Source organism: Azospira inquinata (genome assembly GCF_018905915.1).
Taxonomy (GTDB): Bacteria; Pseudomonadota; Gammaproteobacteria; order Burkholderiales; family Rhodocyclaceae; genus Azospira; species Azospira inquinata.
On record NZ_CP064782.1, the window covers coordinates 959,556 to 974,786 of the forward strand.

Below are 15,231 nucleotides of genomic sequence, written 5' to 3' on the forward strand. Positions count from 1 at the left end.
AAGCAACAGGCCCCGCCGGGGGGCCGGGATTATACGCAGGGAGAAGGGTTTCCGGGTCATTTGGCCACCTCGGCGCAAACTTGGGCGACCCGGGCAGTGGCATCCGTCTTGGCCAGTTCCCGGGCCTTGGTGGCCATAGCGGCCAGCTGGGTCCGATCCAGTCCCGCTAGGAGGCTAGCCAGGGATTCAGCCCCCAGTTCCCCCTGGGGCAGAAGGCGGGCCGCCCCCTGCTCGGAAAGGAAACGGGCGTTGCCGGTCTGGTGGTCATCCACCGCATGGGGATAGGGCACCAGCAGGGAGGCCACCCCAGCGGCGGCCAGCTCGGCCACGGTCAGAGCCCCGGCCCGGCAGATCACCAAATCCGCCCAGGCGTAAGCCCCAGCCATGTCTTCGATGAAGGCCACGCAATGGCCGCTTACCCCCACCTGGGCGTAGGCGTCCTTGAGAGCCTGGATATGCTTTTCCCCGGCCTGATGCACCACCTGGGGCCGACGCTCCGGCGGCAGCAGGCTCAAGGCCTGGGGCACCGCATCGTTGAGGGCCTTAGCCCCCAGACTGCCGCCCACCACCAGGATTTGCAGAGGACCCTGGCGCTCCGCGTAGCGGGTGGCTGGATCGGTCAGGGCGGCGATTTCCGGACGCACCGGATTGCCCACCCACTCGCCTCCGGCAATTACCCTGGGAAAGCCGGATAGCACCCGGGTGGCCCAGGAGGCCAGGGCCTTGTTGGCCATGCCGGCCACGGAATTCTGTTCATGGATGACCAGGGGCACCCCCCGCAGCCGGGCGGCCACGCCCCCGGGGAAGGTGATGTAACCGCCCATGCCCAGCACCACGTTGGGCCGCACTTCCTTAATGGCCCCCAGGGCCTGGCCCAGGGCCCGGGCCAGATTGAACGGCAGAGCCAGCTTGCGCAGCAAGCCCTTGCCCCGCAGGCCGCCAAAGCTCACCCCAGCCAGGGGGAAATGGTGGGCGGGCACCAGACGGCCTTCCATGCCTTCCGGATTGCCCATCCACACCACTTTCCAGCCCTGATCCCGAAGCCGTTCGGCCACCGCCAGGGCGGGGAAAATATGGCCACCGGTACCACCGGCCATGACCAACAGGGTTTGCCCGCTCATACCTTGGCCCCCCGCATCAACTGGCGATTTTCCCAATCCACCCGCAGCAGAATGCCCAGGGCGATGCAGTTGGCTACCACCCCGGAACCGCCGAAACTCATCAGGGGCAAGGTCAGCCCCTTGGTGGGCAGCAAGCCCATATTCACTCCCATATTGATAAAGGCCTGGACGCCAAACCAGATGCCGATCCCCATGGCCACCAGGGCCGGGTAGAGGCGATCCAGAGCCACGGCCTGACGGCCGATGAGAAAAATCCGATGCACCAGGAGGGCGAAGAAGAAAATCACCGCCAGCACCCCGGCAAAGCCCAGTTCCTCCGCAATCACGGCCAGGAGGAAGTCCGTATGGGCTTCCGGCAGATAGAAAAGTTTTTCCACGCTGGCCCCCAGACCGACGCCGAAGAATTCCCCCCGGCCAAAGGCGATCAGGGCGTGGGACAGCTGGTAGCCCTTGCCGAAAGCGTCCTGCCAGGGATCCATAAAGCCCAGGAGCCGTTCCCGCCGGTAGGGGGACGTCCAGATCATGATCAGGAAGGCCACCACCAACACAGCAATGAGGATGGCGAAAAGCCGGGCCCGCAGGCCGCCCAGGAACAGGATGCCCATGGAAATACTGACAATGACCACGAAGGCGCCGAAGTCCGGCTCCCGCAGCAGCAGGGCGGCCACCACCACCATGGCCGCCGCCAGGGGCAGGAAGGCCTTTTTCAGGTCATGCATGAAAGCCATTTTGCGCACCGTGTAATCGGCGGCGTAGAGCACGGCGAAGAGCTTCATCAATTCGGAGGGCTGGAGATTGGCGATCCCCAGGGAAATCCAACGCCGGGAGCCGTTTACCGAGCGGCCCAGGCCGGGCACCAGGACCACCGCCAGGAACACCACCCCGATCATGAACAGCCAGGGAGCCCATTCCTGCCAGGTTTTGGTGGGCACCTGGAAGGCAAAGGCTCCCGCCACCAGGGCAATGGTCAGGAACACCCCGTGGCGGATGAGGAAATAGGCGGGCTGGTAGCCGGTGGTGCGGCTGCCTTCGGCGGTGGCGATGGAGGCGGAATAGACCATCACTAGGCCGGTGAATAACAGGGCCAAAGCCGACCACAGCAGCACCATGTCCACCTCAGTGGGCATGCGCCGGGGGCCGTGGATGGCGCTCATCACATTCACGACCGGTCTCCCGGCAAGGCGCCCACGGCGGCGATGAAGTCGGCGGAGCGTTCAGCGTAATTGCGGTACATGTCCAGGCTGGCGCAGGCCGGGGAGAGCAAGACCCCGTCTCCGGCCTGGGCCTGGGCGGCCAGCCAGGTCACGGCCTCGGCCATAGTGGCAAAGGAGGCCAGGGGCAGTTCCAGTCCCGCCAGGGCCTGACCGATGGCTGGGCCATCCCGGCCAATCAGGGCCACGGCGCGGCCATGCTGGGCCAGGGCGGCTTTGAGGGGGGAAAAGTCCTGCCCCTTGCCGTCGCCGCCCAGGACAATGGCCAAGGGACGGCCCAAGCCCTCAATGGCGGCCAGGGTGGCCCCCACATTGGTGCCCTTGGAATCGTCGTAATAATCGGCGCCGTTTACCCGGGCCACCCATTCCACTCGATGGGGCAGCCCCTGGAAAGCCTTCAGCGTCGCCAGCACCCGTTCGGGAGCGATCCCCACGGCTTCCAGCAGGGCCAGGGCGGCCATCACATTGGCCGCGTTGTGCAGGCCGGTGAGCTTCAGGTCTCGGAGGGCGATCAGGGCTTGGCTCCCCCGGCAGATGGCACCATCCACCAGGCCGTAATCCTGCTCCCGAGCCGGCCGGTCCAGGCCGAAGGAGACAAAGGCTTGGCCGCAGGCGGCCTGACCCAGGCTCCGGTCATCATCCCGGTTCAGGACCATGACCCGGGCGCCCTGGAACACCCGGGCCTTGGCCTGGGTGTAAAGGTCCATGGAACCGGCGTAACGGTCCAGGTGATCTTCCGACACATTGAGGAGGGCCGCCCCGTCCGCGTTCAAGCTGTGGGTGGTTTCCAGCTGAAAGCTGGAAAGCTCCAAGGCCCACAGTTCGGGCATTTGGCCCGTTTCCAGGGCTTCCATCCAGGCATCCAGGGCGGAGGGAGAAATATTGCCCGCCACCTGGGTTTTCACCCCGGCCCCGTTGCCCAGGGCACCCACCAGGGTAGTGGTGGTGGTTTTGCCGTTGCTGCCCGTTATGGCGACCAGCTTGGCCCCGGGAGTCTTTTCCCGCAGGGCCCAGAGGAACAGTTCGATTTCGGAGACCAGGGGCTGATCGGCCCGGAGGTGGGGCTGTACCTGCTGCACCGGCACCCCGGGGGAAACGGCAACCAGATCCCCGTCCCCAAAGGTGGTATGGCTGAAGGGGCCGCACACCAGAGTGGCGGCCGGAACGGCTTGCTGCAAAGCCTCCCGATTGGGAGGCGCAAGGCGGCTGTCGGCCACCCGAACCCGGGCGCCTTCCCGGCTCAGCCATTTGGCCATGGCCAGGCCGGACTCCCCGAGTCCCACCACCACCGCCAGTTTGCCTTGGAGTTTCATTTCCGCGTTTTCCTCTTTGTTCCTTAGCGCAGCTTCAGGGTGCTCAGGCCGAACAGCACCAGAATGATGGTGATAATCCAGAAGCGCACCACCACCTGGGTTTCCTTCCAGCCGCTCAATTCATAGTGGTGATGGAGGGGGGCCATGCGAAAAATGCGCTTGCCCCCGGACCATTTGAAATAGCTGACCTGTAGGGCCACGGACAGGGTTTCCGCGACGAACACCCCGCCCATGATGGCCAGGACAATTTCCTGGCGGACGATGACCGCCACCGTGCCCAGGGCGGCCCCCAGGGCCAAGGCCCCCACGTCCCCCATGAACACCTGGGCCGGGTAGGCGTTAAACCAGAGGAAACCCAGCCCGGCGCCGCACAGGGCACCCATGAATACGGCTAGTTCCCCGGCGCCCGGCACATAGGGCATGAAGAGGTAATGGGAATAGACGGCGTGACCGGCCACGTAGGCGAAAATCGCCAGGGCGCCCCCCACCATGACGGTGGGCATAATGGCCAGCCCGTCCAGGCCGTCGGTAAGATTCACCGCATTGGAAGAGCCCACGATGACGAAATAGGTGAGGATGACGAAGCCCACCACGCCCAGGGGATAGGCCACGGTCTTGAAGAAGGGGACGATCAGTTCCATCTGGGTGGGATGGATGGAGGAAAAGCCCAGATAGAGGGCGGCGCAGAGCCCCAGCAGGGATTGCCAGAAGTATTTCCAGCGGGCCGCCAGACCCTGGGGATCGTGATAGACCACCTTTTTCCAGTCGTCGTACCAGCCCACGGCGCCAAAGCCCAGGGTAACCACCAGCACCACCCACACATAGCGGTTGGAGAGGTCGCCCCAGAGCAGGGTGGTAATGGCAATGGCGATGAGGATCATCACCCCACCCATGGTGGGGGTGCCGGACTTGGCCAGGTGGGTCTGGGGACCGTCGGTCCGCACCGCCTGACCGATTTTCTTGGCGGCCAGCCAGCGAATCACCCCGGGGCCGGAAACGAAGGAAATGGCCAGAGCCGTCAGGGCCGCCAGCACGGTACGCAGGGTGATGTAATTAAAGACGTTGAACAGGCGCACGTCCTGACCAAGCCATTGGGCAAGTAGTAACAGCATCAGGCTTTCTCCCCGTTTCCGATCTGGGTCAGGGCATCCGCCACCCGTTCCATACGCATGAAGCGCGATCCTTTCACCAGCACCGTGGTGCTGGCGGTCAATTCAGGCCGCAGGGCGGCCAGCAGCTCTTCCAGTTTCTTGAAATGGCGGCCACCGCTACCGAAGTTGCGGGCCGCCAGGGCGGAGGATTCCCCCAGGGTGAAGAGCTGGTCGATGCCCTGGGACTTAGCGTATCCGCCGATTTCATCGTGGAACTGGGCGCTCATTTCGCCGATTTCCCCCATGTCCCCCAGAACCAGGATCTGCTTGCCCACGGTGGCGGCCAGCACATCAATCCCGGCCCGTACCGAGTCCGGATTGGCGTTGTAGGTGTCGTCCAGAATCACCGCCCCTTGGAGACCGGGTTTCCGTTGCAGACGCCCCTTCACCCCGGCAAAACCTTCCAGCCCCCGGCGCACCGCGTCCATGGAAGCACCGGCAGCCAGGGCGGCGGCGGCAGCGGCCACCCCATTGCGGGCGTTATGGAGACCGGGCACCTGGAGGCGGATATCCGCCTCCCCTTCCGGGGCCCGGAGATGGAGCTGGACTTCCAGGCCGTGGGCCTGGACCGTGCCAGTCACATCGGCCCCGGGTTTCAAGCCGAAGGTACGCACCCGGCGCCCCTGGTTAATGCCCAGCCAGTAATCGGCGAAGGCGTCATCCCGATTCACCAGGGCCACCCCGTCGGTGCCCAAACCGGAATAAATGGTGCCTTTTTCTTCCGCGATACCGGACAAATCCCCCATGCCTTCCAGGTGGGCCCGCTGGGCATTGGTCACCAGAGCCACGGAAGGCTGGGCGATGCCCACCAAATAGGCAATTTCCCCCGGATGGTTCATGCCCATTTCGGCCACGGCGTAACGGTGCTGCTCCATCAGTTGGAGCAGGGTCAGGGGCAGGCCGATGTCGTTGTTAAAGTTGCCCCGGGTGGCCAGCACCCGGTCGGCTCCCACTTCGGCCTGGAGAATGGCGGCCAGCATTTCCTTGGTGGTGGTCTTGCCGTTGGAGCCGGTCACCGCCACCAGAGGCAGGGCAAAGCTGGCCCGCCAGGTCCGGGCTAGGTCGCCCAGAGCCAGACGGGTATCGGGCACCGCCACCAGGGGCAGATCCAGGGCTTCCAGCCCGGCGACCGCGTCTTCCGCCACCAGGGCGGCCACCGCCCCCTGGGCTTTGACTTGAGCCAAAAAGGCATGACCGTCGAACCGTTCCCCGCGCAGGGCGATGAACAGTTGCCCGGCGCCGATGGTCCGGCTGTCGGTACTCACCGAGGCAAATTCCCGGTTTTCTCCGATCAGACGTCCCTGGGTCGCCCCGGCCAGCCGTTGCAAATCCATCATCATCAAGCTTCCTTTTCCCGACGTAAGCCTAGAGCGCGCTCCGCCGTCGTCACGTCCGAATAGGGGAGACGCACCCCTTTAATTTCCTGATAGGGCTCATGGCCCTTGCCCGCCACCAGCACCACATCCGGGGCGGCGGCGTTGATTACGGTCTGTTCCACGGCCCGGGCCCGTTCCGGTTCCACCGGCGCTTCCGGGGCCCCCGCCCGGATGTCTGCCAGGATGGTCAGGGGATCTTCGTTGCGGGGGTTGTCGTTGGTGAGCAGCACCTGATCCGCCAGCCGCTGGGCGATGGCGCCCATCTGGGGCCGTTTGCCGTGATCCCGGTCGCCGCCGCAGCCAAACACGCAATGGAGCTGGCCGCCCCGGGCCGTGGCCACTTCCCGCAGGGCGGTGAGGGCGTTTTCCAGGGCGTCCGGGGTGTGGGAGTAATCCACCACCACCAGGGGCTCATCCCGCCCGCCCAGGCGCTGCATCCGCCCGGGGGGCGGCAGCAGGGCGCTGAGGCGTTCCCCCACCTGGTCCAGGGGCAAGCCCAGGGCCAGCAGGGTGCCCGCCACCGCCAGGAGATTGGAAACGTTGTAGCCGCCTACCAGGGCCGTCCGCACGGCCACGGCGCCCCCGGGGGCCACCAGGGTAAAGGCCATGCCTTCCGGGGTATGGGTCAGGTCCCGGGCTTCCAGCAGCCAGTCGGCTTCGGGGGCCTGGCGCCCTTCCCGGGTGTAGCCGATACGCAGTCCGGCGGTGGTTTGGGCGATCAGGTGGCGACCGAAGGGGTCATCCAGATTGATCACCGCTTCATTCAATTCGGGCCAGGAGAACAGGCGGGCCTTGGCGGCCCCGTAGGCTTCCATGGTGCCGTGATAATCCAGATGATCCCGAGTTAGGTTGGTGAACACCGCCACGGCAAAACGAGCGCCGTTGCAACGGCCCTGATCCAGACCGATGGAAGAAATTTCCGCGGCGCAGGCCCGGGCGCCCTGGGTCAGGTAGTCTGCCAGGAGCCGGTGCAGGGCCAGGGCGTCCGGGGTGGTATTGGCGCTGGCGTCCAGACCCCGGTTCAACAGGCCGTTGCCCAGGGTGCCGATGACGGCGCAGGGCTGGCCCGCTCCGTCCAGGGCTTGGGCAATCCACTGGCTGCAGGAGGTTTTGCCGTTGGTGCCGGTGAGACCCACCAGCTTGAGCTGTTCCGAGGGGCGGCCATAGACCAGATGGGCCAGGTGCCCGGCAAAGGACTGGAGGCCTTCCACCCCTACTTGGGGCACGGTCCAGTCCGTCGGCCAGACGAAATCCCGGGCCTCCCAGAGCACGGCCACGGCGCCCCGCTCCAGGGCCATGGGGATGAATTTCCGGCCGTCCGCCCCGTGGCCCGGATAGGCCACGAACACGTCTCCGGGCTGCACCCGGCGGCTGTCATTTTCCAGCCGGGTCACCTGGACGCCCTGGGCGGTGAGCCGGTCGAGGAGCATTTGGGCCATGAGGGTCTGGGTCACATGACCTCCTTGGCCGAATCTTCGGCGGCAGCGGGCTTGTCCCCGGCGGTCTGGGGCGCATCCTGGGGAATGCCCAGCACCCGCAGGGCCCCACCCATGATGTTGGCGAAGGCTGGACCGGCCACGTCGCCCCCGTAGTGCTTGCCGTTGGAGGGCTCGTCGATCATCACCGCCACAATCAGGCGGGGATTGGACATGGGGGCGATGCCCACAAAGGAAGCCACATATTTCTTGGCATAGACGCCGTTTTCCAGCTTGTAGGCGGTTCCGGTCTTGCCCCCCACCCGGTAGCCAGGCACCTTGGCCATGGGGGCGGTGCCCCCGGGCTGCACCACCAGTTCCAGCATGTTCCGCATTTCCTGGACGGTCTGAGGCGAAAACACCCGCTTGCCCGGCACCGGCCCGTCCCCGACCCGGGTCAGGGACAGGGGCACCACGTCCCCGTCCCGGGCGAAGACCGTATAGGCATGGATGAGCTGGACCAGGCTCACGGAAATACCGTGGCCGTAGGACATGGTGGCCTGCTCGATGGGGCGCCAGTTTTTCCAGGGCCGTACCCGCCCGGTCACTTCCCCGGGGAAACCCAGATGGGGCACCTGGCCGAAGCCCAGGTTCTGGAAGTTTTCCCACATTTCCTGATAGCTCAGGGTGGCGGCGATCTTGGCCGTGCCCACGTTGGAGGATTTTTGGATCACCTGGGCCACGGACAGGTCGCCGTGGGCGTGGGAATCGTTGATGGTGGCGGTGCCGATGGTGAGCCGGCCCGGCGCGCAATGAATGATGGTGCCGGGCTGGACCCGGCTCTTTTCCAGGGCCAGAGAAACGGTGAAGGGCTTCATGGGGGAGCCCGGTTCGAAGGTATCGGTCACCGCCCGGTTGCGCAGCTGGGGCCCGGTGAGATGCTGGCGGTTATTGGGGTTGTAGGTCGGCCAGTTGGCCAGGGCCAGGATTTCCCCGTTGCGGGCATCCACCACCACGGCACCGCCGCCCTTGGCGTCGTTGTCCTGAACGGTTTTTTGCAGCTGGCTAAAGGCCAGATACTGGATTTTGGAATCCAGGGCCAGGGTGATGTCCTTGCCGTCCTGGGGCGGCTTGGCGGCGCCCACGTCTTCCACCACCTGGCCGCGCCGGTCCTTGATCACGGTTCGGCTGCCGTCATGGCCCATGAGCTGGTTCTGGAAAGCCAGCTCCACCCCTTCCAGACCCTTGTCGTCAATACCAGTAAAGCCCACGATGTGGGCAGTCATTTCCCCGGAGGGGTAGTAGCGGCGGTATTCCTTGTCCTGGTGGATACCCGCCAGTTTCATTTGGGCGATGCGCTCCCCGATTTCCGGGGGAATCTGGCGTTTGAGGTAAACGAAGTTCCGGTCCTCCGCCAAACGCCGCTTCAATTCCCGCTCGTCAATTTCCAGTAGGGCGGCCAGGCGCTGGGACTGTTCCGGCGTCAGCTTCACGTCCCCGGGGATAGCCCAGATGGATTTCATGGGGGTGGAAACCGCCAGAATTTCCCCATTCCGGTCCGTAATCCGGCCCCGGGAGGCGAACACGTCCAGCTCCCGCCGGTAGCGGGAATCCCCCTTCTCCTGAAGAAAATCGTTATTGATGATCTGGAGATAGAAGGAACGGCCCACCAGGGCAGCAAAGCCCAGGAGCAGCATGAGGGCCACAAAGCGGGAGCGCCAGGCCGGCATGCGCAGCTGGAGCACGGGGCTTTCGGCGAAGCGGTGGGCTTTGGGCTTATTGACCCGCATTAGGGCCGCCCCCCTTGACCGGCGGGCAGGGAGGCATTGATCACCTTGCTGGAATCCGGGCCGTGCATTTTCAGTTTTTCCCGGGCGATTTTCTCGATCCGGGGATGGGCGGCCCAGGTGGACAGTTCCAGCTGGAGCTGGCCCCATTCCACATCCAGGCTGCGGGACCGCTCCTGCTCATTGTCCAGATCCTGGAAGAGCTTGCGGGCCTTGTGCTGGGAGGTGACCACCCCCATGGCGCAGATGGTGGCCACCAGCAGGAGTACCAGATTCACTCTCAGCATGGCCGGCTCCCCGCCGGGGCACGGAACGGAACCGGGGCGCTCATGCCGACACCTTTTCCGCCACCCGCATAATGGCGCTCCGGGCCCGGGGATTGGCCGCCACTTCCGCCTCCGAGGCCCGCACCGGCTTGCCCACCAGATGAATCTTGGGGGGCGGCAGCTGGTCGGCCCGCAGGGGCAGGTCCTTGGGCAGCTTATCCGGCTCGGCCTGCTCTTTGAGGAAGCGTTTGACGATCCGGTCTTCCAGGGAATGGAAGGAAATGACCACCAGGCGGCCGCCGGGTTTCAGCAGCTCCAGGGCCTGGGGCAGGACTAGCGCGAGCTCCTGGAGTTCTTGATTGATATGAATCCGTATAGCTTGAAAGCTTCGCGTCGCCGGGTCCTGGCCTGGCTCACGGGTCCGCACGGCCTCAGCGACGAGCGCGGCAAGCTGCCTTGTGGTTGCAATAGGCCGTTCGGACCGAGCAGCCACAATCTTCTTTGCAATCTGCTTAGCAAACCGTTCTTCCCCATAATCTTTTATGACCTCCGCGATTTCAGATTCTTCCGCCCGCGCCAACCATTCCGCGGCAGTCTCGCCCCGGCTGGTATCCATGCGCATATCCAAGGGGGCATCAAAACGAAAGCTGAAGCCCCGCCCCCCCTCGTCAATCTGGGGTGAGGACACCCCGATATCGAACAACACCCCATCCACCTGCCCCAGCCCCTCGCCCCGGGCCACTTCGGCCAGCTGACTGAAGGGAGCGTGACGCAAGGTAAAGCGGGAATCCACCAGACTCGCCCCAGCCACCACGGCCTGGGGGTCCCGATCCAGGGAGAGGAGACGCCCCCCTGCCCCGAGCCGGGACAGAATGGCCCGGCTATGACCGCCCCGGCCGAAGGTGGCGTCGATGTAACGACCTTCCGGGTTCACGTGGAGAGCCGCCACTGCCTCCTCCAGGAGGACCGTGACGTGTTGGTTGCCACCGGCACTCACAGCGCGATTCCCTCGAAGCCTGGTATTGGTTGATCACTTTGGAGCGCCGCCAGGGCCGCGTCGTTTTGCCGCTGCCAGCCCTCGTCGCTCCAGATTTCAAAATGGGAGCCCATGCCCACCAGCCAGACCTGTTTCTCCAGCTTGGCGAAGCCGCGCAATTCGGAAGCCACCAGGAGACGCCCCGCCCCGTCCATTTCCTCTTCCCGGGCATTACCCACCAGGACGCGCTTCAGCGCTGCGGAACGGGGATCGAAACTGGGAGCCTTGAGTATCTGGTCGCGAATGGGTTCCCAGGCGGGAACCGGATAGAGCAGCAAGCAGCCATGGGGGTGGGCGGTGAGGACCAGGGTGCCGTTCGCGGTCTGGGCGAGCGCTTCCCGGTAGCGCGCCGGAATGGCGAGCCGACCTTTAGCGTCGAGACTCAGCGAAATCGTCCCTTGGAACATTACTCCCCCGTTACTTGCTTTGTTCCACCGAGCTGGCCCCGACCCTCTCAATTTGGTCGAAGCAAACCCTGTTTACCCACTTTTTACCACCTTTTCCCACTTTAGAGTAATTACCCTACCCGGTCAAGGGAATTTCCAGATTTTTTTCAATGGAGACAAGGACTTAAAGCGTCTTTGTCAGAAAAATCACAGAAAATTTTCCCCTTAAAAAACAATGCAGATAGGGAAATATGTGAAAGTGCTTTATGAGAAACGGCAAGAAATTGCCGCCGCCCGCGGGGGCGCATGCCATGAACATGGAACGGAGGGGGAAATATCCCGGGGGAAAGGGCCGAAAGGGGATTTCGTCCTTGGGGAAAAAGAAGTGTGAAGCCGACCGATAAGCCGGGTTCTGTCGCACGCCTTGCGGCGCCGTGGCAGCCATTCCTCTAGGCGCACCGTTACCAGTGCGCTCCAGCAACCTACCCGGAAGCAGCGCGAGCCACGCCTAATGCTTCCCTATTTGGTCTTGCTCCGGATGGGGTTTACCGAGCCAGTCCTGTCGCCAGTCCTGCGGTGGGCTCTTACCCCACCGTTTCACCCTTGCCTGATCTTCCCGAGGGAAGCCATCGGCGGTCTACTCTCTGTTGCACTTTCCGTCGCCTTCGCCTTTCGGCTTATAGCGCCCGGCCGTTAGCCGGCATCCCGCTCTATGGAGCCCGGACTTTCCTCCCGGCCCTCCCCGAAGAGAGGTCCCAGCGGCTGCCTGGTCGACTTCACCGGCCCATTATACCTGGGATAGGCCCGAAGACCGGCGCCCGGGGCGAAACTGCCAGGTATCCAGGTAATACTCCGGGCACTCGCTCTCCGGCATCACCCCGGGAATGCCCAGGAGGGGCACGGGATGGAGTTCCCGGGGGCGGGCGTAGTGCCCCGCCGCCAGATCGGCGGCCAGCCGGGCATCCACCTCCCACAACTCGCCCCGATCCACCGCCCCCAGGGTTGCCGCCGTCACCTGATAGAGCACCGCCTTGGCGGTAAGCCCCCGATAGGGCTGAAACAGGGCTTCATAGGTGGCATGGCCGAAGACCAACCAGCGCATGTCCCGGCGCACCCGGTCCCGGGCCTCCCAGAACAGTTCCCGCCAGCGAAAGTCCGCCAGCAAGGCCAACAGGGAAGGATCGGCGGCAAGCACCACCAAGCCACATTCGTCAAAATGGGTCATGGCATCCCGTACCGCGCCCCGGGGGGCGGGGGAAGCCCCCAGGTTTTCCTGGTGACGCCCGCTCAGGGCCGCCTTGGCCGCCGGGAAGGCGCACCAGACTAATCCGTTGAAAAAGTCATGCCAGTTGTCTGGTCGGGTCTCCACCTCCCCCTTGGCGGCAATCCGGGCCTCGTAGCCCAGGCCGTCAGCCTGGGGCGACACAAAGCGCAGAGGCAATCCCCGGGCCGTAACCAATTGCCTTTGACGCGCCAGGGTATTCAACAGCGCCGTATCTGGCCGGTCAGGCCAGGGCGGAGACAAGTTCGACAGCAGGGGGGCCAGGGGCGCAAAAAGGGGCCCCTGGTAAGGCGGAGGAAAACTCACCGGGACGTGGTAGCGGGCGCCCCATCCCCTTGGGCGGAAGCTCCCGCCCCATCGGCACCATCCGGGCTAGAGCTGGGAACGACCCCAGCCCCACTCCCGGTTCCTGGGGCTGCCCCAGGGGCGGGGTTAGCCGGAGCGGGCGCCGCTTGAAAGCGCAATCCCTGGCCCTGGCCTTGATCCCGGAACACCCCCAGCTTGGTGCCCATGCCCCCCGGGGGCGGGCCATCCAGGCGCCGGAAGCCTTCGCAAGTCTGGGTTTCGCTCAGGAACACCTTATCCCCCACCTGGAGCAAATAGGTTTCCGGCCCGGCCTGCCACAGCTCGATCTGGCTATTCAGGGGAGCCGTGGTGATTTTGTGGCGCCGCTGACAGTCCGGCAGCCGGGCGGCCACCACGTCCAGGGTCACGGTCTTTTTCCAGAAATAGGGCTGTTCCCGGATGATGGTCAGAGCGTGGTCCTTGCCATCGATGAGGTAGGACGCCGCATCATCCACACAGCCCGCCAACAGGGCCACCCAGGGCAACAGCAAGTAGATTCCCCGTTTCATCTCGGATCTCCGAAAAAATCAGACCAGCCGCCAGGCCAGGGTTTCCCCGGCACAGAGGGGGGTCAGGGTGGCCCCATCCCCGTAGGGCAGGGTCAGGGGCACAGTCTGGGCTTCCTTCACCAGGGTAACCGTCTCCCGATTCCGGGGCAGGCCGTAGAAATCCGGACCGTGGCAGCTGGCAAAGCCTTCCAGCCGGTCTAAAGCCCCGGCATCCTCAAAGGCCTGGGCATAGAGTTCCAGGGCCGTCAGAGCGGTATAGCAGCCAGCGCAGCCGCAGCCGGTTTCCTTGGCCCCCGTGGCGTGGGGAGCGGAATCCGTGCCCAGGAAAAACTTGGGGTTGCCACCGGTAGCGGCCTCCACCAAGGCTTGCCGGTGGGTTTCCCGCTTCAGCACCGGGAGGCAGTAATAATGGGGACGCAGACCACCGGCAAAAATGGCATTGCGGTTGAAAAGCAGGTGATGGGCAGTAACGGTGGCGCCCACCCGGGGCCCCGCCTCGGTGACAAAGCGGGCGGCGTCGGCGGTGGTGATATGTTCAAAAACCACCTTCAGATCCGGATGCCGGGTCAGCAGGGGCAGCAACACCCGGTCGATGAAGGTTTTTTCCCGATCAAAAATATCCACCGCCGGATCGGTCACTTCCCCGTGCACCAGCAGGGGCAGGCCCGTTTCCGCCATGGCCGCCAGGGTAGCGTCGCAACGGCCCAGATCGGTCACCCCGGCGTCCGAATTGGTGGTGGCGCCAGCGGGATAGAGCTTAACCGCCTTGATGCACCCGGCCGCCACCGCCCGATGGATTTCTTCCGGCGGGGTGTTGTCCGTCAGATACAGGGTCATCAGGGGCTCAAAACTGGCCCCCTGGGGCAAGGCCGCCAGAATGCGCTGACGATAGGCCAGGGCCTGTTCCACCGTGGTCACCGGGGGCTTCAGGTTGGGCATGATGATGGCCCGGCCGAACTGGCGGGCGGAATGGGGCAACACGGCGGCCAGGGCGGCACCGTCCCGCAGGTGCAGATGCCAATCGTCGGGGCGAAGCAGGGTGATTTCCATGGAAAAGTCCCAAGTGGGCCCGGACCGGACGGCGCCGGGCACAGCAATATCATTCAATAGCAGGGGGGGCGCCGGAATACCGGGCCTGTGCCGCGAGACGGGAAACGCTCCACGCACCCGGGCGTTGGGCCCCGATTCTAGCCATTTTTCATGGCCAGGGCGCGGGCGTACAGGTCATTTTTTCCCGCTCCCGTAATTTCCGCCGCCAGCTTGGCACATTGCTTAACCGGCAGACCTTCGGCCAGGAGCAGGGCCAATACCCGCTCCCCTTCCCCGCCCCGGTCAGCCTCCGGCGCCCCCTGGACCAGGAGCACGAATTCCCCTTTGCGCCGGTTGGCGTCCGCCGCCAGCCATTCCGGCGCATCCCCCAGGGCCAGGGGCTGAATGGTTTCGAAGAGCTTGGTCAGTTCCCGGCAGATGACGATTTCCCGATCACCGCCCAGCACCTGGGCCAGGGCCCCCAGGGTGTCTTCGATGCGATGGGGGGCTTCGTAGAAAACCAGGGTATAGGGCAAGGCCGCCAGGCTTTGCAGTTCCCGCTCCCGCTGGCCAGCCTTGGTGGGCAGAAAGCCGTAGAACAGGAAATGGGGCGCATCCAGGCCGGAAGCGGAAAGGGCCGTAATGGCAGCACAGGCCCCGGGCAGGGGCACCACCGGGTAGCCCGCTTGCCGCACCCGGGCCACCAAGCGAGCCCCCGGGTCGGAAACCGCCGGGGTACCCGCATCGGTCACCACCGCCACCGATTCCCCCGCCGCCAGTTTGGCGATCACCTGCTGGGCTGCGTGCTCCTCATTGTGTTCGTGGGCCGCCAGGAGCTTGGCCTGGGAGCCGAAATGGCGCAGCAGGGGCTGGCTGTGGCGGGTGTCTTCGGCCGCCACCCAGGGCACGGCCTTGAGCACCTCCAGGGCGCGCAGGGTAATGTCCCCCAGGTTTCCCAAAGGGGTGGGAACCACATACAATGCAGTATATTCGTTTGTCATATT

The 15,231-nt window shown here is 64.8% G+C and carries 14 protein-coding genes and 1 other RNA gene; all 15 read right to left on the reverse strand.

What is annotated here, in order from left to right; all coding sequences use genetic code 11:
* Positions 1 to 56: 56 nt before the first annotated feature.
* The 15 genes from murG to rsmI all read right to left on the reverse strand — a co-directional run bounded on the left by murG (position 57) and on the right by rsmI (position 15,228).
* Positions 57 to 1,121 carry an undecaprenyldiphospho-muramoylpentapeptide beta-N-acetylglucosaminyltransferase gene (gene murG / locus Azoinq_RS04225; protein WP_216131985.1) on the reverse strand — a complete coding sequence of 355 codons (1,065 nt, stop codon included), beginning with the start codon at positions 1,119 to 1,121 and terminating at the stop codon, positions 57 to 59.
* Positions 1,118 to 2,275: a putative lipid II flippase FtsW gene (ftsW, locus tag Azoinq_RS04230; RefSeq protein ID WP_216132223.1), complete on the reverse strand. Its 1,158-nt coding sequence runs from the start codon at positions 2,273 to 2,275 to the stop codon at positions 1,118 to 1,120. Before ftsW ends, murG begins: the two co-directional genes overlap by 4 nt.
* Positions 2,276 to 2,280: 5 nt before the next feature.
* Positions 2,281 to 3,645, reverse strand: a complete 1,365-nt coding sequence (gene murD / locus Azoinq_RS04235) for a UDP-N-acetylmuramoyl-L-alanine--D-glutamate ligase (protein ID WP_216131984.1) — start codon at positions 3,643 to 3,645, stop codon at positions 2,281 to 2,283.
* A gap of 23 nt (positions 3,646 to 3,668) precedes the next feature.
* Positions 3,669 to 4,757, reverse strand: a complete 1,089-nt coding sequence (gene mraY / locus Azoinq_RS04240) for a phospho-N-acetylmuramoyl-pentapeptide-transferase (protein ID WP_216131982.1) — start codon at positions 4,755 to 4,757, stop codon at positions 3,669 to 3,671.
* Positions 4,757 to 6,133, reverse strand: coding sequence for a UDP-N-acetylmuramoyl-tripeptide--D-alanyl-D-alanine ligase (locus Azoinq_RS04245; RefSeq protein WP_216132221.1), 1,377 nt, complete (start codon positions 6,131 to 6,133; stop codon positions 4,757 to 4,759). The genes mraY and Azoinq_RS04245 overlap by 1 nt, the downstream gene beginning before the upstream one ends.
* A 2-nt stretch (positions 6,134 to 6,135) precedes the next feature.
* A complete protein-coding gene (locus Azoinq_RS04250) occupies positions 6,136 to 7,626 on the reverse strand; it encodes a UDP-N-acetylmuramoyl-L-alanyl-D-glutamate--2,6-diaminopimelate ligase (RefSeq protein WP_232368553.1) in 1,491 nt (496 codons plus the stop codon).
* Complete coding sequence (locus Azoinq_RS04255) at positions 7,623 to 9,377, reverse strand: peptidoglycan D,D-transpeptidase FtsI family protein (RefSeq protein WP_216131972.1); 1,755 nt, start codon at positions 9,375 to 9,377, stop codon at positions 7,623 to 7,625. The genes Azoinq_RS04250 and Azoinq_RS04255 overlap by 4 nt, the downstream gene beginning before the upstream one ends.
* Positions 9,377 to 9,661 (reverse strand): cell division protein FtsL, encoded by a 285-nt coding sequence (gene ftsL / locus Azoinq_RS04260; protein WP_216131970.1) that lies wholly within the window; start codon positions 9,659 to 9,661, stop codon positions 9,377 to 9,379. The genes Azoinq_RS04255 and ftsL overlap by 1 nt, the downstream gene beginning before the upstream one ends.
* A 40-nt stretch (positions 9,662 to 9,701) precedes the next feature.
* Positions 9,702 to 10,637, reverse strand: a complete 936-nt coding sequence (rsmH, locus tag Azoinq_RS04265; RefSeq protein WP_216131966.1) for a 16S rRNA (cytosine(1402)-N(4))-methyltransferase RsmH — start codon at positions 10,635 to 10,637, stop codon at positions 9,702 to 9,704.
* Entirely contained in the window at positions 10,634 to 11,083 is a 450-nt protein-coding gene (gene mraZ / locus Azoinq_RS04270; RefSeq protein ID WP_216131963.1) for a division/cell wall cluster transcriptional repressor MraZ, read from the reverse strand. The genes rsmH and mraZ overlap by 4 nt, the downstream gene beginning before the upstream one ends.
* Positions 11,084 to 11,447: 364 nt before the next feature.
* An RNA gene (gene rnpB / locus Azoinq_RS04275) (RNase P RNA component class A) lies at positions 11,448 to 11,840 on the reverse strand.
* Positions 11,841 to 11,849: 9 nt separating this feature from the next.
* Positions 11,850 to 12,503 carry a DUF3025 domain-containing protein gene (locus Azoinq_RS04280; RefSeq protein WP_232368554.1) on the reverse strand — a complete coding sequence of 218 codons (654 nt, stop codon included), beginning with the start codon at positions 12,501 to 12,503 and terminating at the stop codon, positions 11,850 to 11,852.
* A gap of 143 nt (positions 12,504 to 12,646) precedes the next feature.
* Positions 12,647 to 13,198, reverse strand: coding sequence for a hypothetical protein (locus tag Azoinq_RS04285; RefSeq protein WP_216131957.1), 552 nt, complete (start codon positions 13,196 to 13,198; stop codon positions 12,647 to 12,649).
* An 18-nt stretch (positions 13,199 to 13,216) separates the two neighbouring features.
* On the reverse strand, positions 13,217 to 14,248 hold the full coding sequence (gene pyrC, locus Azoinq_RS04290) for a dihydroorotase (RefSeq protein WP_216131954.1): 1,032 nt from the start codon (positions 14,246 to 14,248) through the stop codon (positions 13,217 to 13,219).
* A gap of 137 nt (positions 14,249 to 14,385) precedes the next feature.
* On the reverse strand, positions 14,386 to 15,228 hold the full coding sequence (gene rsmI / locus Azoinq_RS04295; protein WP_216131951.1) for a 16S rRNA (cytidine(1402)-2'-O)-methyltransferase: 843 nt from the start codon (positions 15,226 to 15,228) through the stop codon (positions 14,386 to 14,388).
* Between the last annotated feature and the right edge of the window lie 3 nt (positions 15,229 to 15,231).

What these genes read in the sequence shown, in the direction of transcription:
- murG (WP_216131985.1), bottom strand. Translation starts at nt 1,121, where the DNA reads ATGAGCGGGCAAACCCTGTTGGTCATGGCCGGTGGTACCGGTGGCCAT.
- ftsW (WP_216132223.1), bottom strand. Translation starts at nt 2,275, where the DNA reads ATGAGCGCCATCCACGGCCCCCGGCGCATGCCCACTGAGGTGGACATG.
- murD (WP_216131984.1), bottom strand. Translation starts at nt 3,645, where the DNA reads ATGAAACTCCAAGGCAAACTGGCGGTGGTGGTGGGACTCGGGGAGTCC.
- mraY (WP_216131982.1), bottom strand. Translation starts at nt 4,757, where the DNA reads ATGCTGTTACTACTTGCCCAATGGCTTGGTCAGGACGTGCGCCTGTTC.
- Azoinq_RS04245 (WP_216132221.1), bottom strand. Translation starts at nt 6,133, where the DNA reads ATGATGGATTTGCAACGGCTGGCCGGGGCGACCCAGGGACGTCTGATC.
- Azoinq_RS04255 (WP_216131972.1), bottom strand. Translation starts at nt 9,377, where the DNA reads ATGCGGGTCAATAAGCCCAAAGCCCACCGCTTCGCCGAAAGCCCCGTG.
- ftsL (WP_216131970.1), bottom strand. Translation starts at nt 9,661, where the DNA reads ATGCTGAGAGTGAATCTGGTACTCCTGCTGGTGGCCACCATCTGCGCC.
- mraZ (WP_216131963.1), bottom strand. Translation starts at nt 11,083, where the DNA reads ATGTTCCAAGGGACGATTTCGCTGAGTCTCGACGCTAAAGGTCGGCTC.
- Azoinq_RS04285 (WP_216131957.1), bottom strand. Translation starts at nt 13,198, where the DNA reads ATGAAACGGGGAATCTACTTGCTGTTGCCCTGGGTGGCCCTGTTGGCG.
- pyrC (WP_216131954.1), bottom strand. Translation starts at nt 14,248, where the DNA reads ATGGAAATCACCCTGCTTCGCCCCGACGATTGGCATCTGCACCTGCGG.
- rsmI (WP_216131951.1), bottom strand. Translation starts at nt 15,228, where the DNA reads ATGACAAACGAATATACTGCATTGTATGTGGTTCCCACCCCTTTGGGA.